At 62.2% G+C, this 24,558-nt stretch carries 25 protein-coding genes; 14 read left to right on the forward strand and 11 right to left on the reverse strand.

Annotated elements, in window-relative coordinates; translation table 11 throughout:
* Positions 1-30 precede the first annotated feature (30 nt).
* Positions 31-627 carry a DnaJ family domain-containing protein gene (locus LDN70_RS17290; RefSeq protein WP_142937970.1) on the reverse strand — a complete coding sequence of 199 codons (597 nt, stop codon included), beginning with the start codon at positions 625-627 and terminating at the stop codon, positions 31-33.
* Positions 628-829: 202 nt separating this feature from the next.
* Complete coding sequence (locus tag LDN70_RS17295) at positions 830-3,109, reverse strand: SulP family inorganic anion transporter (protein WP_223940904.1); 2,280 nt, start codon at positions 3,107-3,109, stop codon at positions 830-832.
* Between the two features lie 431 nt (positions 3,110-3,540).
* Between LDN70_RS17295 and LDN70_RS17300 the strand changes: the two genes are divergently transcribed.
* The 4 genes from LDN70_RS17300 (at position 3,541) to LDN70_RS17315 (ending at position 8,827) form a co-directional block, all read left to right on the forward strand.
* Entirely contained in the window at positions 3,541-5,553 is a 2,013-nt protein-coding gene (locus LDN70_RS17300) for an FG-GAP-like repeat-containing protein (RefSeq protein ID WP_223940905.1), read from the forward strand.
* Positions 5,554-5,655: 102 nt separating this feature from the next.
* Positions 5,656-6,729 carry an acyl-CoA dehydrogenase family protein gene (locus tag LDN70_RS17305; RefSeq protein ID WP_223940906.1) on the forward strand — a complete coding sequence of 358 codons (1,074 nt, stop codon included), beginning with the start codon at positions 5,656-5,658 and terminating at the stop codon, positions 6,727-6,729.
* On the forward strand, positions 6,723-8,081 hold the full coding sequence (locus LDN70_RS17310) for a PIG-L family deacetylase (protein ID WP_223940907.1): 1,359 nt from the start codon (positions 6,723-6,725) through the stop codon (positions 8,079-8,081). The genes LDN70_RS17305 and LDN70_RS17310 overlap by 7 nt, the downstream gene beginning before the upstream one ends.
* Before the next feature lie 2 nt (positions 8,082-8,083).
* On the forward strand, positions 8,084-8,827 hold the full coding sequence (locus LDN70_RS17315) for a glycosyltransferase family 2 protein (RefSeq protein WP_223940908.1): 744 nt from the start codon (positions 8,084-8,086) through the stop codon (positions 8,825-8,827).
* Positions 8,828-8,851: 24 nt separating this feature from the next.
* Here the strand turns inward: LDN70_RS17315 and LDN70_RS17320 are convergent, their stop codons facing one another.
* The 3 genes from LDN70_RS17320 to LDN70_RS17330 all read right to left on the reverse strand — a co-directional run bounded on the left by LDN70_RS17320 (position 8,852) and on the right by LDN70_RS17330 (position 10,379).
* Positions 8,852-9,430, reverse strand: a complete 579-nt coding sequence (locus LDN70_RS17320) for an adenylate kinase (RefSeq protein ID WP_223940909.1) — start codon at positions 9,428-9,430, stop codon at positions 8,852-8,854.
* Positions 9,431-9,531: 101 nt separating this feature from the next.
* Positions 9,532-10,020, reverse strand: coding sequence for an SRPBCC family protein (locus LDN70_RS17325; protein WP_166842374.1), 489 nt, complete (start codon positions 10,018-10,020; stop codon positions 9,532-9,534).
* Positions 10,017-10,379 carry an ArsR/SmtB family transcription factor gene (locus LDN70_RS17330; RefSeq protein WP_142937962.1) on the reverse strand — a complete coding sequence of 121 codons (363 nt, stop codon included), beginning with the start codon at positions 10,377-10,379 and terminating at the stop codon, positions 10,017-10,019. The genes LDN70_RS17325 and LDN70_RS17330 overlap by 4 nt, the downstream gene beginning before the upstream one ends.
* A gap of 325 nt (positions 10,380-10,704) precedes the next feature.
* On the opposite strand from LDN70_RS17330, the gene LDN70_RS17335 reads away from it, so the two are divergent.
* The 3 genes from LDN70_RS17335 to LDN70_RS17345 all read left to right on the forward strand — a co-directional run bounded on the left by LDN70_RS17335 (position 10,705) and on the right by LDN70_RS17345 (position 13,133).
* Positions 10,705-11,379, forward strand: coding sequence for an SRPBCC family protein (locus LDN70_RS17335; RefSeq protein WP_223940910.1), 675 nt, complete (start codon positions 10,705-10,707; stop codon positions 11,377-11,379).
* Positions 11,380-11,490: 111 nt separating this feature from the next.
* A complete protein-coding gene (locus LDN70_RS17340; RefSeq protein WP_223940911.1) occupies positions 11,491-12,627 on the forward strand; it encodes an LLM class flavin-dependent oxidoreductase in 1,137 nt (378 codons plus the stop codon).
* Positions 12,628-12,668: 41 nt separating this feature from the next.
* Positions 12,669-13,133 (forward strand): rhodanese-like domain-containing protein, encoded by a 465-nt coding sequence (locus tag LDN70_RS17345; RefSeq protein ID WP_223940912.1) that lies wholly within the window; start codon positions 12,669-12,671, stop codon positions 13,131-13,133.
* Here LDN70_RS17345 and LDN70_RS17350 read toward each other — a convergent pair.
* The 4 genes from LDN70_RS17350 to LDN70_RS17365 form a co-directional block, all read right to left on the reverse strand.
* Positions 13,097-13,420, reverse strand: a complete 324-nt coding sequence (locus tag LDN70_RS17350) for a hypothetical protein (protein WP_223940913.1) — start codon at positions 13,418-13,420, stop codon at positions 13,097-13,099. The genes LDN70_RS17345 and LDN70_RS17350 overlap by 37 nt on opposite strands.
* A 136-nt stretch (positions 13,421-13,556) precedes the next feature.
* Positions 13,557-14,717 carry an LLM class flavin-dependent oxidoreductase gene (locus tag LDN70_RS17355; RefSeq protein ID WP_223940914.1) on the reverse strand — a complete coding sequence of 387 codons (1,161 nt, stop codon included), beginning with the start codon at positions 14,715-14,717 and terminating at the stop codon, positions 13,557-13,559.
* A 19-nt stretch (positions 14,718-14,736) separates the two neighbouring features.
* On the reverse strand, positions 14,737-15,396 hold the full coding sequence (locus LDN70_RS17360; protein WP_090823323.1) for a methionine ABC transporter permease: 660 nt from the start codon (positions 15,394-15,396) through the stop codon (positions 14,737-14,739).
* Positions 15,397-15,398: 2 nt separating this feature from the next.
* Positions 15,399-16,502: a methionine ABC transporter ATP-binding protein gene (locus LDN70_RS17365; protein WP_223940915.1), complete on the reverse strand. Its 1,104-nt coding sequence runs from the start codon at positions 16,500-16,502 to the stop codon at positions 15,399-15,401.
* Positions 16,503-16,723: 221 nt separating this feature from the next.
* On the opposite strand from LDN70_RS17365, the gene LDN70_RS17370 reads away from it, so the two are divergent.
* The 6 genes from LDN70_RS17370 (at position 16,724) to LDN70_RS17395 (ending at position 21,558) form a co-directional block, all read left to right on the forward strand.
* Entirely contained in the window at positions 16,724-17,608 is an 885-nt protein-coding gene (locus LDN70_RS17370; RefSeq protein ID WP_223940916.1) for a MetQ/NlpA family ABC transporter substrate-binding protein, read from the forward strand.
* An 88-nt stretch (positions 17,609-17,696) separates the two neighbouring features.
* Entirely contained in the window at positions 17,697-19,046 is a 1,350-nt protein-coding gene (locus LDN70_RS17375) for an LLM class flavin-dependent oxidoreductase (RefSeq protein ID WP_223940917.1), read from the forward strand.
* The gene (locus tag LDN70_RS17380; protein WP_223940918.1) at positions 19,043-19,585 is read left to right on the forward strand and encodes a GNAT family N-acetyltransferase; all 543 of its coding nucleotides are present in this window, start codon (positions 19,043-19,045) and stop codon (positions 19,583-19,585) included. Before LDN70_RS17375 ends, LDN70_RS17380 begins: the two co-directional genes overlap by 4 nt.
* A gap of 205 nt (positions 19,586-19,790) precedes the next feature.
* Positions 19,791-19,961 (forward strand): hypothetical protein, encoded by a 171-nt coding sequence (locus tag LDN70_RS17385; RefSeq protein ID WP_178994140.1) that lies wholly within the window; start codon positions 19,791-19,793, stop codon positions 19,959-19,961.
* A gap of 273 nt (positions 19,962-20,234) precedes the next feature.
* On the forward strand, positions 20,235-21,374 hold the full coding sequence (locus tag LDN70_RS17390; RefSeq protein WP_166842365.1) for a glycosyltransferase family 2 protein: 1,140 nt from the start codon (positions 20,235-20,237) through the stop codon (positions 21,372-21,374).
* 7 nt (positions 21,375-21,381) lie between these two features.
* Positions 21,382-21,558: a hypothetical protein gene (locus LDN70_RS17395; protein WP_165450171.1), complete on the forward strand. Its 177-nt coding sequence runs from the start codon at positions 21,382-21,384 to the stop codon at positions 21,556-21,558.
* A 92-nt stretch (positions 21,559-21,650) separates the two neighbouring features.
* On the opposite strand, the gene LDN70_RS17400 is transcribed toward LDN70_RS17395, so the two are convergent.
* Complete coding sequence (locus LDN70_RS17400) at positions 21,651-22,901, reverse strand: hypothetical protein (RefSeq protein WP_223940919.1); 1,251 nt, start codon at positions 22,899-22,901, stop codon at positions 21,651-21,653.
* 365 nt (positions 22,902-23,266) lie between these two features.
* On the opposite strand from LDN70_RS17400, the gene LDN70_RS17405 reads away from it, so the two are divergent.
* Positions 23,267-23,746 carry an NUDIX hydrolase gene (locus LDN70_RS17405; protein WP_223942679.1) on the forward strand — a complete coding sequence of 160 codons (480 nt, stop codon included), beginning with the start codon at positions 23,267-23,269 and terminating at the stop codon, positions 23,744-23,746.
* Here LDN70_RS17405 and LDN70_RS17410 read toward each other — a convergent pair.
* Positions 23,741-24,520, reverse strand: coding sequence for an SDR family NAD(P)-dependent oxidoreductase (locus LDN70_RS17410; RefSeq protein ID WP_223940920.1), 780 nt, complete (start codon positions 24,518-24,520; stop codon positions 23,741-23,743). The genes LDN70_RS17405 and LDN70_RS17410 overlap by 6 nt on opposite strands.
* Positions 24,521-24,558: the final 38 nt, after the last annotated feature.

Consider the following 24,558-nt stretch of genomic DNA (forward strand, 5'->3'; position numbering starts at 1 on the left):
GTTTCGCCGTCGGCTGCCGTTGTGTGCCCCTCACCCGGGGCCGTTCCAGAGTCGCTGCCACCACGTTCGTTTGCCGGGCGGGTCAGGCTCCGGCTCGGGTGGGGCTGCTGCGGCCCTGCGCTCCCGCCACCTTACAATTTCAGCCTCCACGTCGCGGAGCTTAGTGATCACTGGCGGGCCGCCTTGTAATTGCCGCCGCGCCTCCACCACGCGTTTGTTGAAGTCCTCCAGCAGATCCCGGACTTGTTTCTCGGTGTATTGCAGGTCCACCTTGGCGTCGAGTTCCGAGTCCTCAATCCGCAGTAAGATGGCGGGCGGCCCGATGCCGCTGAGCCGTTCACGCTGGATGAGCCCCTTGACCCACCAGTCGGGGTCGTAGTGCTCCCCCAAACCGGGGATTGGTTTGCCGGCGTACTTCAGGTTGTCGAACTTGCCCTGGTTCATGGCATCGCGGATGAGGTATTCAACCCGTGCAGCGTCATCCACCTTGCGGCGTTTCTCGCGTTCTTCGGCATCCGCGGCCTCAAGCTCTGCGTCTTCTTCGGCATTCCCGCCCCAAGACCGTACTGCCCGCAGTTCCGCGCCCCGCTCGAGCTTCCGTCTGAAGGCGTTGTTCTCGGCATTCACGTTCCCCGCCACCTCCTCACACGGCAGCCCTCGCCTGCCGGAAATCGTGGTCTCTGAGTCCAGTATTGCGCACGCTGTGGGTGGCCCGGGCCTCCACCACCCACATTAAAACTGAAACAGCCCCGACACGCCGCCGAAGCGGAGTGTCGGGGCTGTTGTCCTCCCAAAGTGGGTGGATGGGGCCAGTCTGGGGCACGTGGAGCTACGCGCGAACCGCCATGCTCGGGTCCAGTTGCTCGATGCCCTCCGGCGTCACCAGGACAACCCGGGCCGAGCAAATGTCGTAGAACAAGCCAGTGGCCTCAAGTTGACCGGACGCCAAGGCAGGCCCGGTGACCGGGTGTTCTTCCAGCTTCCGGAGTTGGAGGGCCACGTTCACCATGCTCAATTGGTCCAGCCGGCTGTAACCCTCAGCCGCTGCAGCAATCGCTACAGGGTGGCCGGTCATCAGGGCAGAGTAGCTCGGCCGGGCGTGCTCCAGCCACGTATCAAAGCCTTTGCCCATGGCCGGCGCAGCTCCCTCAGCATCGGCAATGACAGCTTTCATCGCACCGCAGTTGGAGTGCCCACAGACCACCATCGAGTCCACGGACAAGCCCTTTACGGCGAAGGACAGGGCAGAGTCGATCGAAGCATCGCTGCCGTCATTGCACACCACGTTGCCAATGTTCCGGAGTGTGAGGAGGTCGCCGGGCCCGCTGCTGGTGATCAGGTTGGGATTGACTCTGGAGTCCACACAGGCAACAAAGAGCGTGTCCGGATTCTGCCCTTCGGTGAGGTCCTGAACCAGGGGCCGGACCTTGTCTGCGTGCCGCCGGTGATACTTATCGATGCCCAAGAGGATTGACCGCAGCGGCAGCCGCCCGCCGTCGTCGTGAGCTGGGGTGACACCGGCAGGCAACCAGGACGTACGGGGCGGCAGCGGGAATTCGCGCGGGTCTTGGCGCTGCGGGGTGTTGTCCGCGGCGTCGCTGAATGCAGTGGTTCCGTGCTCTTCGAGGATCACGGAGGCGCCGGTGTTGCGCTGCTGCTTCTGCCAAGCGACCAGTGCTTCGCGGAAGGCGTGGTCAAGGTAGTCGGCGTTGAGTTCCACCACCACATCCTGGCCTTCGGGCACGGAATGGAGGACGCGGTTGAGCCGGGGCAGCGCGAAGAAGCTGCAGGAGCCGGCGATGGTCACGCGCCACGGCAGTGCTTCTGCAGAGGGAGCGTGCGCATGGATCTGTGCCCGGAGCACGCGCCACAGTACGCAGAGGGCGGCCAGTGCGAGGCCGATGATGACGCCTTCAAGGAGGTTGAGGGCCACCACGCAGACCAGGGTGACGCTGTAGACGAGGAGGTCTCCCGTGCGGAGACTGGTGCGGATGTCCGCGACTTTGATGAGCTTGGCGCCGATCACCAGCAAGAGCCCGGCGAGCACGGACAACGGAATCAGTTGGATGAGTCCGGCGAAGAGGGCCGAAAACACCAGAACCCACACGCCGTGCAGGATTGCGGAGGTACGGCTCTTCGCTCCGGCTTCTACGTTGGTGGCACTACGGACAATCACACCGGTGACGGGCAGCCCGCCGAGCATGCCGGAAACGACGTTCGCGGAGCCTTGGCCCACGAGTTCCCGGTTGAGGTTGGTGCGCGAGCCGCCCATTTTGTCTACGGCGACGGCTGACAGGAGCGACTCAATGCTGGCGATCAGTGCCACCGTGATGACGGCCATGGCCGCGGCTCGCCAGTTTCCGTCGGGCAGGCTTGGGAGGGCGATGGCGTCGAAGATGGAGCCGCTGAAGCTGATGCGCTCCACGCTTGGCGCAACCGCAACTGACAGCGCCGTCACGGCGACGACGGCGGCAAGCGGCCCGGGGATCTTCCGGACTGCGGCGGGGAGGAACTTCCACGTCAGCAGAATCGCGACGACGGCCACGCCCAGCAACGCCGAGTGCAGCTCGACGTTGGTGATGGCTGCGGGGAGCGCTGTGAGGTTTTCGATGGCAGATCCAGCGGCCTGACCGCCAAGAAGTACGTGTAGTTGCTGCAGGATGATGGTGATGCCGATGCCCGCGAGCATCGCCTTGACTACCACCGGCGAGACTGCCAGCGCAGCACGCCCGATGCGGCTGACACCCATGAGGAGCTGCACGACGCCGGCAGCAGCGGTGATTGCGCATGTCACCTGCCAGCCGAACTCGTCTACCAGACCGGCAACGACGACGGTCAGACCGGCGGCTGGGCCGCTCACCTGCAGTGGGGAGCCGCCCAGGCTGCCTGCAACAATGCCGCCGACGGCTGCGGCAATGAGGCCCGCCATGATCGGAGCACCTGAGGCGGCGGCGATGCCGAGGGAAAGCGGGAGTGCTACGAGGAAGACGACGAGCGATGCGGGTAGGTCTGCTCCCAGGTTGCTCAGGAGGCTGGTCTTACGGGCCTTGGGGCCTGGCGGGCTGTGTGAGTCGGCGGGAACGGTGGCGGATTCGTTGGACTGCGGCATGGGAACTCCTAGCTCTGGACTGCTGACCTTTCCAAGCTACGGAACTTGTCACCGTTAATGACAACAAGATGTGACAAGCGTGACAAAAGCTGTGAAGATGCGCTTCATGTTGGGACCAATGGGAACTTTGGCGGGGGTTGAGCGCGTTGGGGGTCCGAAGCTTTGGCCGCTGGACGAAACATTGGGACCCGGATCACATCCAATGCTCGGCCGGCTGTAAACTTCGCTGGTTGAAGCGATAGTCGCTCATCGAATTTATTGGGGGTTGAGCCTTGGCTGCTCGGGGTATATCCAGGTCTTTTGTCGGTGCCGCGGGGAGGCGTCTTGCTGCCGGGCTTCTTGTGCTGCTCACGGCGGCGAGCATCCTGGTCGGAGTGGGAGCCGGGTCGGCGCAGGCTGACATTCTGACTGACCAAAAGTTCAAAGGCAGCATGCCTATAGACGAAGTGTTGAATGCCAAGACCAACAAGATCTACGTAACGAACTACACCGCCAAGTCGGTGATGGTCGTTGATGGAAACACCATGACCTCGAAATCGATCGCCGTTACCGAATTTCCCGAGGAAATTGCCGTCAATGAAATTACCAACAAGATTTACGTCTCCCATGCTGGCAGCAAAGTGGTCACAGTAATCGACGGCGCATCTGAAGTGACCACGACCATCGCTCTCGCGGCACGCCCATCGGTTCTCGCCGTCAACAGCAAAACCAACAAGATCTACGTTAGCCACAGGGGCGCAGGACTCTCAGTTATCGACGGGTCCACTCGGACAGCTACTCTTTTGCCTTCGCCCTTGGCTGTTGAATCAATGGCCGTTGATGAGACAACGAACCGGATCTTTGTCACGGATTGGGTCGGTAAGAAGACTGCGGTTCTCGACGGAGCTAACCACACTTTCAGCACCATTGACCTTGGATGTGTCGCCCAGTCCATGGTCTTGAATAGCGCTGCCCAAAAGATTTTCTTTGCCTGCCCGGCCGCCAAGGCATTTGCGGTTCTCGATGGACAAACCAATGCTGTGACTGTTGCTCCAACTGGAACAGATGCGCGTCCCGGGGTCATGGCCATCAACCGCAAAGCCAACATGGTCTATGCCTCAGATGAAGGCGGCCAGTACCTGACGGCGCTCGACGGTGCCACCCTGAAAGTTACTAATACCCCGGTGGACGACACCAATTATCAGAGCATGGCAGTCAACGAAACCACCAATAAGGTCTATGCATCTGATCTTTACAACTACCGTGTAACGGTATTTGATTCGCAGGCAAACCTGCTGGGTGATGTCAGGGACTTCAATAATCCGGCTGACCTGGCCGTGAACGAGGCCACGAACAAGATCTATGTCCTCGACTCAGGTGCCGCTGAAATCCGGATCATTGACGGGAAGAACGTTGCGCCGGTCTTCACCTCCGGTAACCCGCCAAACGCAGGGACTGTCGGGGTCCGGTACCAGCACTACTTCACGGCTAGCGGCTCGCTGGTACCCCAGTTCAAGGTTGCAAGCGGCTCATTACCGCCCGGCCTCACTCTGCAATCACTAAATCCTGGCGGGGTGCTAACCGGCGTTCCCACCACACCAGGCACTTACACGTTCCGCGTCGCGTCCACTAATGGCTACGGTTCAGATGCGATCAGCGCACTCCTGACCATCACGATCAAAGCGGCTAGCGTGGGGCACGACTTCAACGGAGACCGAAAGCCCGATGTCCTTTCCCGCGATGGAAACGGGAACTTGTGGCTTTACCCCGGTCAGGGCAACGGTGGCTGGCTTCCGCGGATTCAGGTTGGCCAAGGCTGGAACGTGATGACGTCCATGGTTGCCCCCGGAGACTTCAATGGGGACGGCAATGCCGACGTTCTGGCGCGTGATGGCGGCGGCGCACTCTGGCTTTACCCAGGCAACGGCGGAGGCGGTTGGTTTGCTCGAGTCCAAGTGGGACAGGGATGGAATTCGATGAGCGCTGTCACAGCAGTCGGAGACCTCGACCTTGACGGAAGTGCCGACTTGGTAGCCAGGGACGCGGACAGCTACCTCTGGCTCTATCGAGGGAACGGAAAAGGTGGCTGGCTTCCGCCGAGCCGGATGGGGAACGGGTGGCATGTATTGACTGCGATGATGGGGCCCGGCGATTTCACCAAGGACGGCGTTCCCGATCTTCTGGCTACTGACGGCCCCGGAGCATTGCAGGAATACAGAGGTCACCAGACACGGTATGAGTGGGGAGTGCATTCGTACTTCACCGGCCCCACCACCGTAGGCAACGGCTGGAACGCCATGACCTCAATCATCGGCCCCGGCGACTTCAACGGCGACGGCAACGTGGACCTCCTGGCCCGCGACGCAGGCGGAGCCCTCTGGCTCTACCCCAGCAACGGCCAAGGAGGCTGGCTCCCCCGCGGCCTGGTCGGCTCCGGCTGGAACGCCATGAACCTGATCATCTAGCACCTAAAACAAAGCAAAGCGGACGACGGCGGGAGGCTCCCGCCGTCGTTCGCTTGCTTTCCGAACCCATAACCTAAGGTTCCTTAGTTTAGGCTTGGCATCATGAGCTATTCCGAAGCCCAGCCCGTCCGCATCAGTTCCGAACCTGCGCAGCTGCAAGCCCTGGAACCTGTGCTCCAAAAAGTGCGGGCAGCAGTGGGCGACGTGCCGGCATTGCTGACCCTGGCCGAGGACATCGGCCGGACCGCCCCGAAGCCCGGCGAGGGAAACACCGCCAAGCTGTGGGAATTGCTGGCCTCCGTCACAGCCGTGGATGTCGCGGCCGGGCGAGTGCTCGAACCACACCTTGATGCCTTGGCAATCCTCTCTCAAGCGGGGGCAGAAGAACCGCAAGAGGGAACATGGGGAGTCTTCGCAGCGGAAGGCCCCGGAACAAAGCTCGAGGCCAAGCGAACCGCAAACGGCAGCTACGTCCTCAACGGATCCAAGCCGTGGTGCTCACTGGCCGCGCAGCTGGACGGCGCCGTCATCACCGCCCACACGGAAGACAACACCAGAGCGGCCTTCGCCGTTGACTTAAAGCACCAAGGCGTGACAGCGGAGACACCTGCGTGGACCAGTCGCGGCCTGCAGGAAATCCCCAGCGGAACAGTCCACTTTGACCAAGTGGAAGCACGGCCCGTCAACCACGGAAACTGGTATTTCCAGCGCCCGGGTTTCGCTTGGGGCGGCATGGGTGTGGCTGCGTGTTGGTTAGGCGGAGCCGTCGCCGTAGCGCGAGACTACACGGATGCGTTGACCAAGGCCGCAGCCAACGGCCGCGAACCGGACCAGATTGCGCTGGCTTCCCTGGGCGAGATCGACCGTATCCTTGCCACCACCACGAGCCACCTCGCCCAGACCGCGGAACGCATCGACGCCGGTGATCTGGAGGGCTCAGATCCCGACGGACCAAGCCCCTGGCCCGAAGCCCTCCGTATCCGCGGAACTGTTGCCACCGCCGTCGAGCGTGTCCAAACCTTGGTGACCCAGAACCTGGGCCCCGGCCCGCTGGCTTTCGACGAAGCTTATGGAAAGCGCATGGCGGACCTGTCGCTGTACATCAGGCAGCATCACGCCTTGCGGGACGACGCCCAGTTGGGCGCCCTGGCTCTGAAAGGGGACCGCAGTTGGTAGCTTTCTCGCACACGGACACCGGCACGTCGGAGTCGGAATGGGCTGCCAGCGGGGTTGCTGCCTTGCCCGAACTGCCCCTGAGCGCAGACGAACTGGCTGACATGACGTTCGTAGTTCTCGCGGCCCACCCGGACGACGAAACACTGGGTGCAGGTGGCTTCCTTGCCAAACTTCATGCCGCCGGAGCTGCAGTGGAGGTTCTGCTGTGCACCGCCGGCGAAGCTTCGCATCCTGACTCGCAAACCACGACGCCGGAACAGCTTGCCGCTGTCAGGCTCACGGAGTTCGACTCGGCAGTGTCCGGGCTGAATCCCAGCGCCACGTGGCGGTTCCTGGAACTTGCCGATGGGCAGCTCGCGGCCAGTACGGAGAGGATCGCGGACTCTCTTCGGGCAGCGGTTGCGGGAAGGCCGGCAGACAGCGTCACGATTATTGCCCCCTATCGCCATGACGGGCACACCGACCATGACACCCTTGGCAGCATCGCCGCGGAAGTCGCGGCACAGGGCGGCCATGGCCTGCTGGAGTATCCCATCTGGTACTGGTTGTGGGCTGGTCCGGATGACTCCACATGGAACTCGTGGGTGCGGGTGCCGTTAGCGGATCAGGATCAGCGCGCCAAACAACGGGCAATGGGTGCCCACCTCTCCCAAACGAAGCCGCTGTCCGATCAACCCGGAGATGAGACGCTCCTTTCAGATACGTTCCTTGAACACTTCAGAAGGCCATGGGAGGCCTTCGCTTGGCATCCTTCCACGGCCGGGAGCAACAGTGCCGCAGACGCCGAGCGGATCTTCGACGAGGTCCACTCCAGGGAGGAAGATCCCTGGAGTTACACCACCAGCTGGTACGAACGGCGCAAACGGTCACTGACCTTGGCCGCGCTGCCGGAGGAATCATATGAATCCGGGCTGGAACTGGGTTGCTCCATTGGCACTCTCAGCGAGGAACTCGCCCAGCGCTGCCAACAGTTCCTTGGAGTGGACGCCAGCAGCGCAGCCCTTGCTCAGGCAGCTAAACGGCTGGCCCGATTCCCCTCCGCCCATGCCAAGCACCTGACCATGCCCGGTGAATGGCCTGAGGGAACGTTCGATCTTGTGGTGTTGTCCGAGACGGGTTACTACCTTTCGCCGGATGAACTCTCTGAGCTCTTGGCACGGATTGAGGCGACCACGCGGCACGGCGGCACCTTGGTGTTGTGCCATTGGCGGCACCCCATTTCGGGCTGGCAACTGGACGCCGAAGCGGTCCATGCGATGGCACGCACCCAGCTCGGCTGGCCCACGCACGGCCTCTACCGTGAGAAAGACTTCATGTTGGAGATCCTTCTGGCACCTGAGAGGACAGCATAACCATGCCCCGGCCGCTGGAGATCAAGAGCCTGGCAGTGGTGATGCCCGCCCATAATGAGGACCAGCACATCGGCAAAGCTTTGGCCGCACTGAAAGCCTCCGCGGACGCTCTCCACCACGAACGCCAGGACATTGAAGCCAGGATCGTGGTGGTTCTTGATCATTGCACCGATCGATCAGCAGAGATTGCCGCTGCCCATACCTCCGGCGACAACCGCTTCAGCGTGGTGAACGTGCAGCTGCGGAGCACGGGGGCCAGCCGGGACTTTGGTTTCCGCGCCGCGTTGGAAAGCCTGCGTGCTGATGACGCTGCCGGTATCTGGCTGGCCACCACGGACGCCGACTCCGCTGTACCCCTGCATTGGCTGACGCGGCAGGTGGAACTGGCCGATGCCGGCGCGGACGCCGTCCTTGGGTCGGTTGAACCCGACCCAGCAGACATGGAGCCAGCCATCCATCGCCGCTGGCTGGAACTCCACCCTTTTCGGGAGGACCATCAGCACATCTACGGCGCCAACATGGGAATCCGGGCCTCGGCATACATCAGCGCGGGCGGGTTCCCCGAGTTGCGGGCCCATGAGGACCGCGTCCTGGTGGAACGGCTTCGCCACCGAGGTTTCGCAGTGACAGCCACGGACACCATCCGCGTTGTAACCTCTGGGCGGACACATTCCCGCGCGCCGGAAGGGTTCGCCGCGTATCTACGCTCCCTCGCAGCCGAGCTTCCGACTCCCGCCAGCGGCTGACAGCCAGCGGCTGACAGCCAGCGGCTAAACCGCCAACGCCCCCTCCAACGCGGCAATCGCAGCCTTCGTGATCGTTCGGCGTTCGCCCGTTCCGTCAACGCTGAGCAGAATCCCCCGGTTCGAGTACGCCGTCAGCACTGGCTGCGTTTGGTCCCGATACAGCTCAAGCCGCCGCTGAATCACGGGTTCGGTATCGTCGGCGCGTCCCTGTTCCTGCGCCCTGCGGAGCATCCGGGAAAGCAATTCGTCGTCTGATGCGGTCAACTCGAGAACTACTTCAAGGGTTTGCTGACGGTCGGCCAGGATCTCGTCCAGGGCGCCGATCTGGATGACCGTCCGTGGGTAGCCGTCCAACAGGAACCCGGCCGGCGCGTCCTCTTCATCAAGCCGCGCCCTCAGCATGGCCGTGGTGACGTGATCCGGCACAAACTCCCCGCGATCCATATAGCCGCTGGCTTCTGCCCCCAATTCCGTTTTGTCGCGGACGTGGTCACGGAACAGCTCACCAGTGGAAATGGCGGGGATCCCAAAATGCCGGGCAATGTGCTCTGCCTGCGTACCTTTACCGGAACCGGGAGGACCCATGATGATCATTCGCGCCATGACACTGGTCCGTTTCGAGAGGCAACAGGGACTTAACCATACGCCGGCGACGGCGGGAGGCGCCCGCCGTCGTCGGCATCTTTTTGCTTTGGGTTCAGTGATCAGGCATTGGCAAGCATGGCGTCGATCTGCCCGACTGCTTCCCGCATTCCCTCATCCATGCCCATCTCGACCATCTTCTGCATCTGTTCTTCGGAGTCGAAGGTGGACGTGATGGTCATGCGGGTGCGGTTTTCCAGGGGCTCAAGTTTCACGGTGGCGTGGGTGATACCCAGGTCATCTACCGGCTCGCCTTGTTCGTCGGCGAATCCGTCGTCGAACTCAAGGTGGTCCGGGGAGTTGATGGCGGTGAACTTCCACCAGCCCCGCGCTTTGGTGCCGTCCGGACCGGTCATGTAGTACGCGGCCTTCCCGCCAACGGTGAATTCGTGCGTCTCAAAAGTGGCCGGCCAGGTGGGCGGTCCCCACCAACGCTCAAGCTGCCGGGGGTCTTCCCAAACCTGCCAGACGCGCTTCACGTCGGCATCGAATTCAGAAACAATGCTGAAGCTCAGGGCCTCAACATCCTTGTTTACGCTGACAACAGTCATGGCAGATCCCTTTCATCATCTTCGGCGAGTATGTCCGCAATCCGGTCGGCTCGTTGCCTCCAGATCATTTCCAGTTGATCCAGCAGATGGCGGGCTTTCTGTAGTCCTTCATAGTTTCCCCGCACGATCTGTTCCCTCCCACGCTTCTCCTTGGTCACCAGGGAGGCCCGTTCCAGGACCGCAACATGTTTTTGTACGGCCGCGAAACTCATGGTGTAGAGCGCAGCAAGCCCGGAGACCGAGTACTCCCCCTCGGTCACCCGGGCCACGATGTCCCTGCGGGTGGCATCGGCCAAAGCCTGAAAGATCCGGTCGATCTCGGCGTCGGAGAGGTGTGTACGGAGCTGATCTACAACCATTTGGTTGTACGATATCGCTGACTCGTAAGGGTGTCAACGGGTTACCGACGCGACAGTTCGCCGGCGACAGTTCGCTGGCGACAGTTCGCCGGCGACACGCACATTCACCAGGGCCGCCCACCCGCACCACCAATCGCCTTCCCGGCGCTCTCTCACATAACGCGCCATTTCCGCCGACGCTCTATCACCGGGTGATAGAGCGTTGGGCGGAAGGGGCTGTTATGTGAGAGAGCGTCTGGGCTGACCGGGCCTGTTATTTCCCTCCTCAAAGACCGACAATGTAAGTATGCTGATTATTAACGGGCAAGGCTAAGAGGAGGACACAGTGACCACGAAAGTGAACAAGACAATCATGGTCAACGTCCCGGTCAGTACGGCCTACAGGCAGTGGACCAAGTTCGAGGAGTTTCCGCACTTCATGGGCGGAGTTGAGCGCGTCACGCGACTCAGTGACGACCGGCTGGAATGGGTGGCCGAAATCGCCGGCGTCCATCGCCGCTGGGAAGCCAAAATCGTCCAACAGGACCTGGACCGAGCGGTGGCCTGGGCCGCCGTTGAGGGTGCCAAGAACGCAGGTTGGGTTGATTTCAAAGAAGCAGGCCCAAGCCAGACGTCACTGCATCTGTCCTTGGAATACGAACCGCACGGCGTCCTCGAGTTCCTGGGCGACAAGTTGCACATTGTTGAAAGGCAGGCTGAGTCAGACTTGAAGAAGTTCAAGGAGTACATCGAAAAGCAGGCACCGGAGACCGGCGACGAGAACCCCAGGCCAGGGACTGCCGCTGCCGGGGCGTCGGCTACCCCCGCCTCGGACTCGACACCGATCGTGGATCCCATCACCCACCCGTTCGATCAGACCAACGGCCTGGCCGACGTGGATGGCGACTCCGACGAAACCGCCGAGAGCGACACGCGCAGTGCCGCAGAACGGAAGCAGGACGAGGACCGCGGACCGGGCTTCATACCGCCACAGAGCGGCTTCCTGCCTGGGCAGCACTAATCGCTCCTCCCTTGTGACGACCCGTTTCGCTGCGTTTCGTAGGATTTAGCACGGTTGAGCGGGGTGACAGACCGGCTTGGGCGCAGGCACCTCGCTCCGTAGTGTCGTGCCATGCCGAAGCCTTCAGTTACTCCCCTTTCCGTCCTTGACCTGAGTCCGGTATCGGCCGGGCAGACCCCCGGCGATGCCTTGCGGAGCACTCTTGCCCTGGCCGCTGCTGCCGAGGCTTCCGGCTACTCGCGGTATTGGCTGGCCGAGCACCACCTCAACACAGGCGTTGCGGGGTCAGCCCCGCACATTCTGGCCGGGTTGGTTGCCTCCGCCACCACGACCATCAGGGTGGGGACCGCGGCCACCTTGCTGGGAAATTACAGGCCGCTCCAGATTGCCGAGAGCATTGGAACGCTCGCCGCCGTTTTCCCGGACCGCGTGGACCTTGGCTTCGGTCGCTCCGGCCCGCCCAAGTCGCCCAGCGAACCCGCGCCCGGAGTCGTGCCCGCGGCGGAGGCCGTCAGCGATCGAGTGGTTGACGGTCTGCTGATCCCCGCGCCGCGCCCCATCTTCGGTGCAGTCCTGCCCAGGAAGTTCCGGCTGCAGGGTGAGCTCCTGGGCCGCTTCCCGGGAGACGCGGACAACTTTGAGAATGACATCCAGGACATCATCGGCTTCTTCACCGGCGAGTACAGGACCAAACACGGCGAGGAAGTCACTGCTACACCCGCCCTCGGCCACGCGCCGCAGTTCTGGGTCCACGGCTCAACAGCCGGACCCAGTGCACGGCTGGCCGGCAAGTTGGGCCTCCCCTTCGGCGCGAACTACCACGTGGCACCGGCGGGGGTTCTGGACTCCATTGCCGAGTACAGGGCCCACTTCGAACCCTCCGCAGCCTTGCGGGAACCGCATGTGATCGTCTCCGCGGACGTGCTGGTAGCTCCGGACGAACGCCAGGCCCAGCGCTTGGCCCGCGGCTACGAACACTGGGTGCACGGCATCCGCAGCGGCCACGGCGCCATCCCGTACCCGTCACCAGACGATGCGTTGGAGCTCACCCTGGATGCGGAAGCCAAGGACCTCATCAAGGACCGCTTGGACACACGGTTCGTGGGCGATCCCCACCAGGTCAGCGAAGGTCTCCGTACCTTGCAGCGGGCCACCGGCGCCCAGGAACTGCTCATCACCACCATTGCCCATGACCCCGCCGACCGTCAGAACTCCTACCAGCTGCTGGCCGAAGCCTGGGGCCTCTAGCCTTTTCCGATTTTCCAACCACCACCTAGCAAGGGAGCACCATGTCCAACGAAACCGCCGTCCAGGAACCCGTCCAGGAATCAGTCCAGGACACCCAACTGATCACCGCCGATGCCGCGGCCAAGCTCATCAAAGAAGGTGCCCTGCTGATCGATGTCCGCAGCGAAGGCGGCCGCGCCAGCACCGGCGCAGTCCCCGGCGCTGTGGTGGTGAACCGCGAGCACGTGGACGAAGACTTCAGCCCTGAATCCGCACACCGCCTCGCCCAGCTCAGCGGCACCGACCAGAAAATCGTGGTGTTCTGCGGCTCCGTGAACGGTTCACGACCCGTCGCGCAAAAACTCAAGGTCCTCGGCTACACCAACGCTGTCCACGTGGACGGCGGCTTCCCGGCCCTCCGCGATGCCGGCGTCCCCACCACCGGGCCCACCGCCCCGCCCGTCGAAGCGACTCCGCCCGCAGCCACCACTCAGGCGTCCACCGATTCGGTGGCTTCCGAGCGCTGAGTACCTGCCGCCGTCGGGCCTTCCGGCGTCAGCACCACCGCCGTCGTCGCGGCTTCCTTTCCGGAAGTCACGACGGCGGCACTCGTCTTTGCGCGATCCCGCGCCTCACGAAGCCAGTCGATTCCAGCGGCGAGCGGGGCGACGCCCAGAAAAATGCGGCACATGACGATGCCTTGGTGGAAGGCGTTCTTGGAAGCTTGGCCGGTGGCGGCGCCGTTTGCCTGCAGGAACCGCATGACCGTGTGTGAATCAGCACCCAAGGCCCGGACCCACCGATAAACGGACACTCCCGAATGGAGCATCCGGAGTGCCGTTTGTCGGCGGATCATAGCGTCGGCGGGGAACGACGGGCGGCATTGCACCTGAAGGGAAAGCGGTTCGTGAGAGAGGGACGCCCAAAAACCCGCGGGATGTGAGAGAGGGTCAGGAAGTGTGGGCCAGCACCCGCGCTCGGGCGGCGGCTTGGCCTGCCCGGAGTTCCTCGGCGGTGCGGCCCTGCTCCCGATGCGCCACTTCCTGCTTCAACTGCGGGATGACGTGCTGGCCAAACTCCAGTGCGTCCGGGACGAAGTCGTAACCTCGGAGGCCGAAGATCTCGAATCCGAGGTCGTGGTAGTCCAGGATCGCTTGGGTGACGGTGTCGTAGGAGCCGACCAACGCCGTCGCGCTTCCGCCCCCGCCGCCCGCTGCTTTGGCGAGTGCCGTCCAGAGGGCGCGGTCGTGAAGGTCGCCACGTTCCGCGGCGGCGAGCAGCCTTTGGGTGCCGGCAGCTTCAGGCTTCTGGTTGTAGTGGCGGACGGGATCAATCACCTCGCCGGCGGAGCGCCGCGCCTCAAACGTTCCAAGGATGGCGTGCGCTTTCTCCCACGCGAGCTCATCAGTCGCTGCAACAATGGGCCGGAACGCGATCTGCCAGCGCAACGGCTCAGTCCGCCCAACAGCAGCGGCCCGCGCAAGGATCTGCTCTTGCTGCGAAGCGGCGTCGGCCAAGGGTTCACCGAACAGGGCATAGATGTCAGCTTCAGCGGCGCCCACAGACCACGCAGCCTCGGAGGATCCGCCAAAGGAAATACCCGGCCTCTTGCCGGCAAAAGGCCCTAGCCCCGAGGCAAAGTCCTGGAAGCGGTAATGCTCGCTGTCCCAACTGAACGATTCCCCGGACCACGCCCGCCGCACGATCTGCATGTACTCCTGTGTCCGTCCGTACCGTGCATCCTTGGCCAGGAAATCGCCTTCGCGGGCCTGGTCCGCTTGGCTTCCACCGGTGATGAAGTGCACTGTCAGCCGCCCTTGCGCGATGTGGTCCAGCGTCAGGAAGGAACGGGCGGCGAACGTCGGATGGGAGACGTTGGGCCGGTGCGCCAACCGCAGCTGGATTCGCTCCGTGTTCGCAGCTACCCACGCCGCGTGGACAGAGGGATCCTGTGTGGTGGAGTTGTACGCAAAAAGTACGTGGTCCCAGTTGTTGTCCTCGTGGATCCGCGCAATGCGGGCCGCGTACTGAGGGTCGAAGAAAGACGTGGTGGCAGGCGAAGTCTCCGTGGAGTCGTTGCCGGCGCCCATGCCGAGGAACTCGATAGGCATAATAATTCTCCAAAAAGACTTAGCGGCGAAGGATGCGCTGGGCCAGGAAATTACCCAGCAACTGCGCGGCCTGGACCATGACGATGATGATCAGGACTGTCACCAGGGTGACTTCCCAGTTGAACTGCTGGTAGCCGTACATGATGGCGAAGTTGCCCAGCCCACCGCCGCCGATGTACCCGGCCATGGCAGACATGTCCACAATCGCGATGATCATGAACGTGTAGCCCAGGATCAGCGGTGCCAGCGACTCGGGAATCACCACGGCCCACAGGATGTGCAGTCGGCTGTCGCCCATGGCCCGGGCGGCCTCAACCACGCCAGGGTCTGACGCCACCAGGTTTTGCTCCACTACCCGCCCAATCACCACACCGGCCATCAGCGCCATGGGCAGGATCGCGGCAGTAGTGCCAATAGTGGTGCCCATGATGATGAGGGTCAGCGGCGCAATGGCCGTGATGAAGATGATGAACGGGATGGGCCGGATGATGTTCACCAGGAAATTCAGGAACGAGAACACGGCCTTATTGGCAAACAGGTTTCCGGGCCTGGTGGCGTAAAGGGTGACGCCCAACGCCAGTCCGGCGATGCCGCTGAGCAGGACGGTGATGACCACCATGTAGATGGTCTGTTGGAAGGATTCGCCCAGGACGGGCAGGAGGGTTGTCCAGTCGGTCATGGCTATTCTCCGGCGTTCGCGGGGACGGGAAGGTGCGGAACGGCACTATCGGCGGGGGCCGCCGTCGGCGTTTGGCGTTCGACGGCGGTGACGTCGCCCAGGTCGGCGAGCGCGGCGTCAATCGCGGCGTCGCTGCCTGTGAGCTCGTACGTGAGTGTGCCCAGGATCTTGTTCTGGATCTCGGTGATGCCCCCGAACACTACGCTGGAGCCCACGCCGTGGCGCTCAAAGGTGGCCGCAACCAGAGGAGTAGGCGCTGCCTCGGAGATGCCAATGGAGACAAGCTGGCCGGGGTGTGCCGCGGAGAGGCGGCTGACGGTGTCCGGTCCCGGAGTGCCGTGGACGGCCGTGGAAACGAAGCGTTGGGTGGAGTCGCTGCGGGGGTCGGCGAATACGGAGTATGTAGGCCCGGATTCAACTACCCGGCCGGATTCCATCATCACTACGGTGTCGCAAATTTCTCGGACAACGTGCATCTCGTGGGTGATCACCACAACGGTGGTGCCGAGTTCTTTGTTGATGCGGCGTAGAAGGCGCAGGACGTCGCGGGTGGTTTCCGGGTCCAGTGCGCTGGTTGCTTCGTCAGCGAGGAGGATGTCCGGGGCGTTTGCCAGCGCACGGGCAATGCCTACGCGTTGCTGCTGCCCTCCGGAGAGCCGGCGTGGGTAGGAGCCTGCCTTGTCCGCGATACCCACGAACTCAAGAAGCTCCTCCACGCGCGGCTTGATCTTCTCTTTGGGCCACCCTGCCACCTTCAACGGATACGCGACGTTCCCGAACACGGTGCGGGACTTCAGAAGATTGAATTGTTGGAAGATCATGCCGATGCCGGCACGGACTGTGCGCAATTGGCTTTCGGGGAGCGAGGAGATGTCCTGGCCTTTGACGTAAACGTGGCCCTCGGTGGGACGTTCCAAGCCGTTGAGCAGGCGGACCAGCGTGGATTTTCCGGCACCGGAATATCCCACGATGCCTACTACAGTGCCCTCTTCAATGTCCAAGGTGACCTCGTCTACGGCCCGCACTGCTTCGGTGCGTTGGCTGCGCTTGCTTCCTTGGATCGGGAACAGCTTGCTGACTCCGCGCAGGGAAACGATCGCGCTCACCGGAGCCTCCTTCGGGGTTGATTGAATGCCCATTCCAGCAGCGCGGTCACCGGGTGACCGAACCGCGTGAAGCCCTGTGACCTGCGGTTTCTTCCCTTGACGGCCCGCGACGGAGTGTTGCGCAGGCATTCGATTCACACCATCCACCGTGCCTAGCGTGAGCCGAGGGGAACACCCTGCACCTTCCATTCGCATCAAGACCCTTTGTACGGAGAAGCATCATGAAGAACCGCCTGTTAGTCGCCGCCGTCGGCCTGATCGCCGCCCTATCGCTCTCGGCATGCGGGGGTGCGTCAAGTGGTTCCACAACCTCTGCGAACACCAAGGTGGTCATCGGCGTGGACGACGGTGCCGAGGAGCACTGGACCATCCTGAAGAACAAGCTCAAGGATCAGGGCGTTGATCTTGAGGTCAAGAACTTCACAGATGGCGCGCAGATCAATACGGCAACCCAGCAGGGCCAGGTGGACATCAACCTCTTTCAGCACCTGAAGTACCTGTCCCAGTTCAACGTCAACAGCAATGGCTCGCTGGTCCCGGTAGGCGCTACCGCCGTTTACCCGCTGGCTCTGTACTCGGAGAAGTTCAAATCCGTTGGTGAGCTGCCGGCGGACGCCGAGGTTGCGATTCCGAACAACCCCACAAACCAGGCCCGCGCACTGCTGAACCTGCAGACCGCCGGCTTGCTGCAGCTCAAGGATGGCGGCAACTCGCTGTCCACTCCGGCTGAGATCACCTCGAGCAAGATCAAGGTTGTCCCCGTTGACAGCAACCAAACGGTGAACGCGCTCAAGGGAACCACGGACGCCGCCGTCGTGAACAACACCCAAGCCCAGAAGGGTGGACTGGGTGACGAGAAGATCATCTTCAAGGAAGACCTGAACTCCGAGTCCCTGGCCCCGTACATCAACGGCTTCGTGGTGAAGGCCGACCGTAAGGACGACGCCACGTGGAAGAAGATCGTTGATGCCTACCACTCCCCCGAAGTTGAGGCCTCGGTGACCAAGCTCAACGACGGCAACTTGCAGTTCAAGGCTGACTGGACCGCTGCGAAGCTGCAGGAAGTCCTCACTGCTGAAGAAGCAGCCATCAAGAAGAGCAAATAGCACTTGAGGGGCGGCGGCCCTGCGCCACAGAGTGCCGCCGCCCCTCAACCTTCCTGACCCCAAAAAGCAACAGCACCGAAACAGGCCCATGAACCAGACACTCATCCGTGAACGCCAGCAGATCCATTTCTTCGCCTACCTTGTGGGCACAGGCATCCACCTGGCTTCATGGCGCCACGAGACAGCGTTCCCTCAGGCGAGCATCGACTTCGCCCACCAGGTACAGCTAGCCAAAACTGCCGAAGAAGCCAAGTTCGACGCGATCTTCCTGGGCGACTCCCTCGCGATCGATGAGACGTCCAATCCGGGCATCCTCAACAGGTTTGACCCCATAGGCCTGGTCACGGCCCTTGGCGCGGTCACCAGCAACATCGGCCTCATCGCCACGTCCTCAACGTCCTATGACGAGCCGTTCAACTTTGCCCGCGCGGCCCTCACCGCGGACCACATCAGCGGCGGCCGTGTTGGCTGGAACATCGTGACCACGCGGGACCTCACCAACAGCACGGCCAGCAACTTCAGTGCCGATGAGCACTTCGACCACAGCCTCCGCTACCGCCGCGCTGAAGAATTCGTGGAGGTCACCCAAGGGCTCTGGAATTCCTGGGACCCGGACGCTTTCCTCTACAACAAAGCGCAAGGACGATTCTTTGACCGGCGCAAACTCAACCGGCTGGACTATAAGGGCCAATTCTTCAAGGTCGCCGGGCCGCTGAACATCGGTCCCTCCCCGCAGCACTCCCCCTTGCTGGCCCAAGCAGGAACATCCGTCCCCGGCCAGAAGCTGGGGGCCCGCTTCGCCAACGCCCTTTTCGCGAGCCACCCCGACATTCCGCAGGCTCGGCAGTACCGGGAGTCCGTCCGGGCTCAGGCGAAGGCGTTCGGCCGGAATCCCGAGGAAATCTACATCTACCAGGCCATCTCGCCCGTGGTCGCGGACACCCGGGACGAAGCTTTGGAACGCATCCGGGAGTTGGACAACCTCATCACCGATCAGCAGGTGCTGGATTTCCTGCAGGAATACTTCGCCGGCCAGCTGGATTTCACCGGGCTCGGAGCGGATGCCACCGTGGCCCAGTCCGGCATCCCCGGCATCACGCAGCCCAGGACCGATTTCCGCTCCGCTGGCGAACAGATTCGCGGCCGGGAGGATGAGGTGACGCTCAAGGACCTCTACTCGATCCTCACCGGCGACAAACGGAATCACGACTTCATCGGGACCCCGCAACATGTGGCCGACTCCTTGGAACGCTGGCACGCCGAAGGCGCCGCGGACGGCTTTAACCTCATGTTCTCCCTTCTCCCCCAGGACCTGGAGCGTTTCGCCGCCGGCGTCATTCCCCTGCTTCAGGAACGCGGCCTTGCGCGCACCGAATACGCGGGCACCACCCTGAAATCGCACCTGGGACTTCATCCGCAGCCGAAAGGACAATCATGACCACCCAAGCAACCGTCGCCACCGGTGCCTACGTGATTCGCGAGGCCCGCCACGAGGAGTACGACGCCGTAGGGCGGCTGACGTACCAAGGTTTCGGTCATCATCTTCCCGGCTCGCGTCAGCCCGACGGCGAGCGGCTCGCTCTGTTGTTGGACGCTGAAGCCCGCGCCCGCGAGGGCGTGCTGCTGGTGGCCGAGGACACTGACACCGGAAGCCTTGTAGGCACTGCCAGCCTCCTGCCGTTCGGTTCGTACCTGAGCCGGCAGGCCGAAGAAGGTGAAGTGGAGCTCAGGCTGCTGGCCGTGCTCCCGGAGGCCCGCCGCGCGGGGCTTGGCCAGCGGCTCCTGGATAAATCCGCCCGTATTGCCGCCGCCCGGGGCGCAGACCGCGTAGTCCTGGACACCGCCGTCGATAATGAGCCGTCCCAGCGGCTCTACCGCCGCCTTGGCTACGTCCGCCGGCTGGAGCGTGAAAAGGAGCGCCCTGCGCCGAAGGTCCAACTGGTTGTTTACACGCTGGAGCTGGCTGCATCGAAGTGACTCCAGCGGCGATACAGGGCGTCACGAGCGACGTGTAATCGGTCACACTTAGCCGAATTGACTTGTCAACGGCGCCGGACAGCATGAACCATGAATGAGGGAATTCGTTCCCGCACAAGCTGAATCAGCAATCCTCACCGACGAGGATGCGGGCCCCGGGCGAAGAAGCTTGGGGCTGTCACCGGCCTGAGTGAAAGTACTGACAATGACGACACATACTGACTCCATCACGCTGAAAATCTGGGACAAGTCGGCAATCGACCACACGATCGATGCCGCCATTGAATCCCTCTCCCACCGCGCTGCCGCCGAAAACTGCGGAATCGCGGTAACCCTTAGCGGCCCCAAGACCTTCACGGTCAGCCTGAACCGCTAAGCAGCTCAAGCTCCACGAAAGAGGACGACGCCGGGACGCCCCGACGTCGTCCTCTTGCGTTAAAGCGCGCCACGCCACGTCAGTACACCCACCCCAAATGAGTACAGCCATCCCAAAGTCAGTACAAGTGGGCCCCTACCCCGAAACGTGACGGAGCTCAGAAAGTCCTGAGCAAACCTTGAGACTTCCTTGATGGTTTCCCTCCCCTGATCTTGCGTTCGCGTTGGAACTCTAAGTGAGTCAACGCTTCAAGGCACGAACGGAGGGATCACAATGCTCACGGAAACAACAGCGGCACCTGCCCCGGCAAGCGCCCCGGACACTGCAACCAGGCGTCGCCGATCCCACCGTGCGGCTGGCGGGGTAGTCACCGTCCTGGTTCCGGCGCACAACGAGTCCGCCGGCATCACCGAGACGCTCCACTCCCTGAACAACCAGACCCATCGCCCGGATCGCGTCATTGTGGTGGCAGACAACTGCACTGACGACACTGAAGAACTTGCACTAGCCCAGGGTGCCGAGGTGATCCGCACCGTGGGGAACAAGGACAAAAAAGCCGGTGCCCTGAACTTCGCCCTCAGTCAGCTCCTTCCTGATGCCGACCCCGAGGACTTGGTCCTGGTACAGGATGCCGACTCACAGCTGGCCCTGGACTTCATTGAAAACGCCACCAAGAACCTGCTGGCCGACGAACTGCTCGGCGCCGTTGGCGGAGTGTTCAGCGGCGGCCCCGGCGGCGGCTTTGTGGGCCACCTCCAGCGCAACGAATACGCCCGCTACGCCCGGGACGTGAAGCGACTTCACGGCAAGTGCCTGGTGGTCACCGGCACAGCAGCCCTTTTCCGTGTCAAGACATTGCGCGACGTCGTAGCCGCCCGGTTGAAGGGCACACTCCCTCCCGGCAACGGCAAGGGCGGCGTCTACGATACGTCGGTTTTGACCGAAGATAACGAACTCTCCTTTGCCCTGTTGACCCTGGGCTACCGCATAGCATCTCCCTCGAACTGCACGCTGGTCACCGAGGTCATGCCCACGTGGCGTGAACTGTGGTCCCAGCGGCTCCGGTGGAAGCGCGGCGCGGTGGAGAACTGCGTGCAATACGGATGGACCAAAGTGACCCGGCCTTACTGGGGACGCCAGTTCCTCTCCATGATCGGCGTCGTAGTGACGTTGGCCTACTTCGGTTCCATCCTGTTCGCGCTGATATCCGGGATGGGCCTGAATCTTCAGCCGTTTTGGATCACCGTCACCGGCATCTTCATCCTGGAACGCATAGTCACTGTGCGTTTCCGGGGCTGGAGGTACATGCTCCTTGCCGCAACCATGTACGAAACCGTCATCGATATCTTCCTCCAGGCTGTTCACGCCAAGGCGTACCTGGATGCAGCATTCAACAGAAAGAAAGTTTGGTAACTGACTCATGTACAACAACCCAGTAGCCCCAGTGACAGGGGCAGCAGCAGCCGGAATGGGTTCCGGAACGCTCGCATTGACCGGTGCAGGGGACCTCTTCTGGTTCGCACTGGCAGCCTTTGCCATGCTGGCACTCGGCCTTGCCATCAAGAGGATCGTCCCTGTCCGGGCCCAAAAGGGCTAGGCCGGAGCATCCAGGCCGGCCACTTAGCCCGCAGTTGTGTCGCTACCCCCAGCGCGACACGACTGCGGGCTGAGTGCATGCGGAATTACGGCCTACAGAACCAGTGCCGTGCCGGCCGAGAATTTAGCCACCGTGGTGTAGCCGGCCTTAGAACCTGTTACCCGCACACTCATGGAATCAGCCTGGTCAACGCTCACCAGCTTGTAGCTCCTGGAGGTAGCTCCGGCGATTGCCGCACCCGACCGGTACCACTGATACGTCAGGGTGCTCCCGGACGTCCACGTCCCGGGGTTGGCCGTGAGCGTAGAACCCACTGCGAGCGTTCCGGTGATGACGGGGGTTGGGGCTACCAGCGTCCCTGCCACCACGGTTGCTGTGGGAGCGGACTCCTTGATGGCTGTGGCATATCCGGCTTTGGTTCCCGTTACACGAACCGTCAGAGTGCTACCTTGGTCGGCTGCTGCAAGGACCCGGGCGGCACCGGTTGCGCCGGCAATTGCTGTGCCGTTCCGGAACCATTGGTAGCTTAGGGCGGTTCCTGTGGTCCAGGTTCCCGGTGCTGCTGTCAGCGTTGAGCCCACAGCGGCCGTGCCTGAGACGGTGGGCGTTGGTGCGGTGAGCTGACCTTGATCTGCAGGCACGAAGGAGAAGTCACGGATGGTCACCGTTTCAGGAGAAACGTGTGCGGCGTCCCCTCCGCCACCACCGGTGACCCACAGGTTGAAGTGAATTTGCTCCTTTGCCGGAAGCGGGACAGTAGAACCTTCAAGGACAGTCCGCTTCAGGAGGGTTCCGTCGTAGCCCTCGCCTGCAAACGTCTCATACGTCAGCTTGCCCGGTTCCCACACCATCCTGTGAGTGAGAATCGGAGCATTGGTGACATCGAAGGTGACAGTGTTGTTTCCCTGTCCGGGCGGCAAGGTGGCGTCAAACCAATATCCATGCCCTTGGGTCACCGGCCAATCCTCACCGTACGCGGCGCCCCCGCCCCAGGCCGAGGCCTCACAAAGGTCAATCTCCGTGTATCCGGGCTCGGCATTGGGATCGTACGTGAACAGGCAACCCCACACCACTTCCTTCTGCAGGGAGCTAACGTCTTTTTCCACGGTGGTGCTGTACGTTCCGTACCCGAAACCTTCACGCGTGGACTGGAACTCAGCACCCTTCGGAGCCGAGCCCGTGGGGTTGCTGATGGAGAGCTTGACGTACCCGTTGGCATCCGGGTTACTCACATTATTCGCATCCCAACTGGCGTTATACATGGGCGCACCGCCCCAAAAACGCTTCTGCCAGTTGAATCCTTTCCAGGCAAAACTTCCCACCGGGCCGGGATCCTCAGCCATGGGCGTGGTGTCCGCCGCATGTGATGGACCTATTCCTGTGAACATCGATAAACCGACCGCAACGATGACGGCCAACCCCATTGCTTTTCTTCCCCCATGTGGAAGGAGCCTCACTGACAATGCCATAGCTGTTTCCTCCTGCTGATGCGCCCAGACCCGTCAACGGCTGATGCCGGTGACCGCAACGACGTTCCACCCCCGAGGAACGCCTGTCCTCGATTATCAAGTAGCAAGGGCCCTGTCGGAAGGAAAATGAACAAGCAAAAATCATTGGCCCGACATCAGTTGGATAACGGCGCCAACTCCACGAGTAGCCTTGACCTGTCCGAGAGACTTTTTCCGCCTCGCCAAACCCGGGAGGGAACATCACAATCCGCAGCGCTGGCATCCTCCTTCACCGGCGAAACACGGCCGGGCAATTGGAGCTTTGGATAGCCCATATGGGTGGACCCTTTTGGGCCCGCAAAGATGAACACGCCTGGTCTATTCCCAAGGGAGAATTCCCTGAGGACGAGGACGCACTGGTTGCCGCCCAGCGGGAATTCACTGAAGAAATAGGCACACCGCCACCGTTGGCGGATTACGAACTTTTGGGCGTTTTTAAACAGCCCTCCGGAAAGCTGATCACCGCGTTCGCGGCAGAAGCCAGCGACTTTCAACCGGAAAAGATTGTCAGCAACACCTTCCCCATGGAATGGCCCAAGGGCTCGGGTGCCATCAAGGATTTCCCGGAGATCGACGACGCCAGGTGGTTTGAGGAAACAGTGGCCCGGACCAAGCTCGTCAAAGGGCAATTGCCCATTGTGGACGCACTGGTCCGGCACCTTGGTGAGAAAACCCTATAAGGCCGACCAGCCGCCGTCGGACGCCAGAATGGCGCCGTTGACGTTGGTGCCGTCGTCACTGAGCAGGAAGGTGATGGAAGCAGCCAATTGTGCTGCGGTTGCGGGGGTGGGAACCGTTGCCTGCATCAGCGGACCGAGGCGTTCGGCCGCGAGTTGCGATCCCCAGTTAGCCACGATGTTGGTGATAGTGGGACCGGGAGCCACGGCGTTGAACCGCAAACCCTTGGGGCCGTACAGCACTGCAGAATTCTTGGTCAGGCCCACCACCGCATGCTTGGACGCCGTGTAAGCAGCTCCGGCGGCCGAGCCGCGCAGGCCAGCCTCCGACGCGACATTCACTACGGAGCCGGATCCGGCTTCCAACATGAGCGGCACCACTGCGCGGGTCAGGCGCATGAGGGACGTTACATTGATGCGAAAAACGCGGTCCCAAAGCTCGTCATCAACCTCATGAATGGGTGCAAAATTGTCCATGATGCCGGCAACGTTAGCCAGTGCATCCACGTGTCCGCCCGCAGCGGCGAGGACAGAGGCCACCGTCTCTTCAGTGGAAATGTCGCCAGCCACCGGTATCAGGTCCAGGCCGGCGTTCTCCTCCACAAGAGCGTCAAGGCGCTCCTGGCTGATGTCGGCAGCAATGACCCTACCGCCCTCCTTCGCAATCCGAAGCGCGGTCGCCTGGCCGATTCCCGAGGCTGCGCCCGTGACGATGATGGTCTTGCCGGCAAAACGGCCGGAGGTAATGGTCTCCTGCCATGAAGCGTCGTTGCCCATGATGTCCTTCCGATGATTGCTGAGTGGTCCACCCAGCT

It is taken from the genome of Arthrobacter sp. StoSoilB22 (genome assembly GCF_019977315.1).
In the GTDB taxonomy this organism is placed as follows: domain Bacteria; phylum Actinomycetota; class Actinomycetes; order Actinomycetales; family Micrococcaceae; genus Arthrobacter.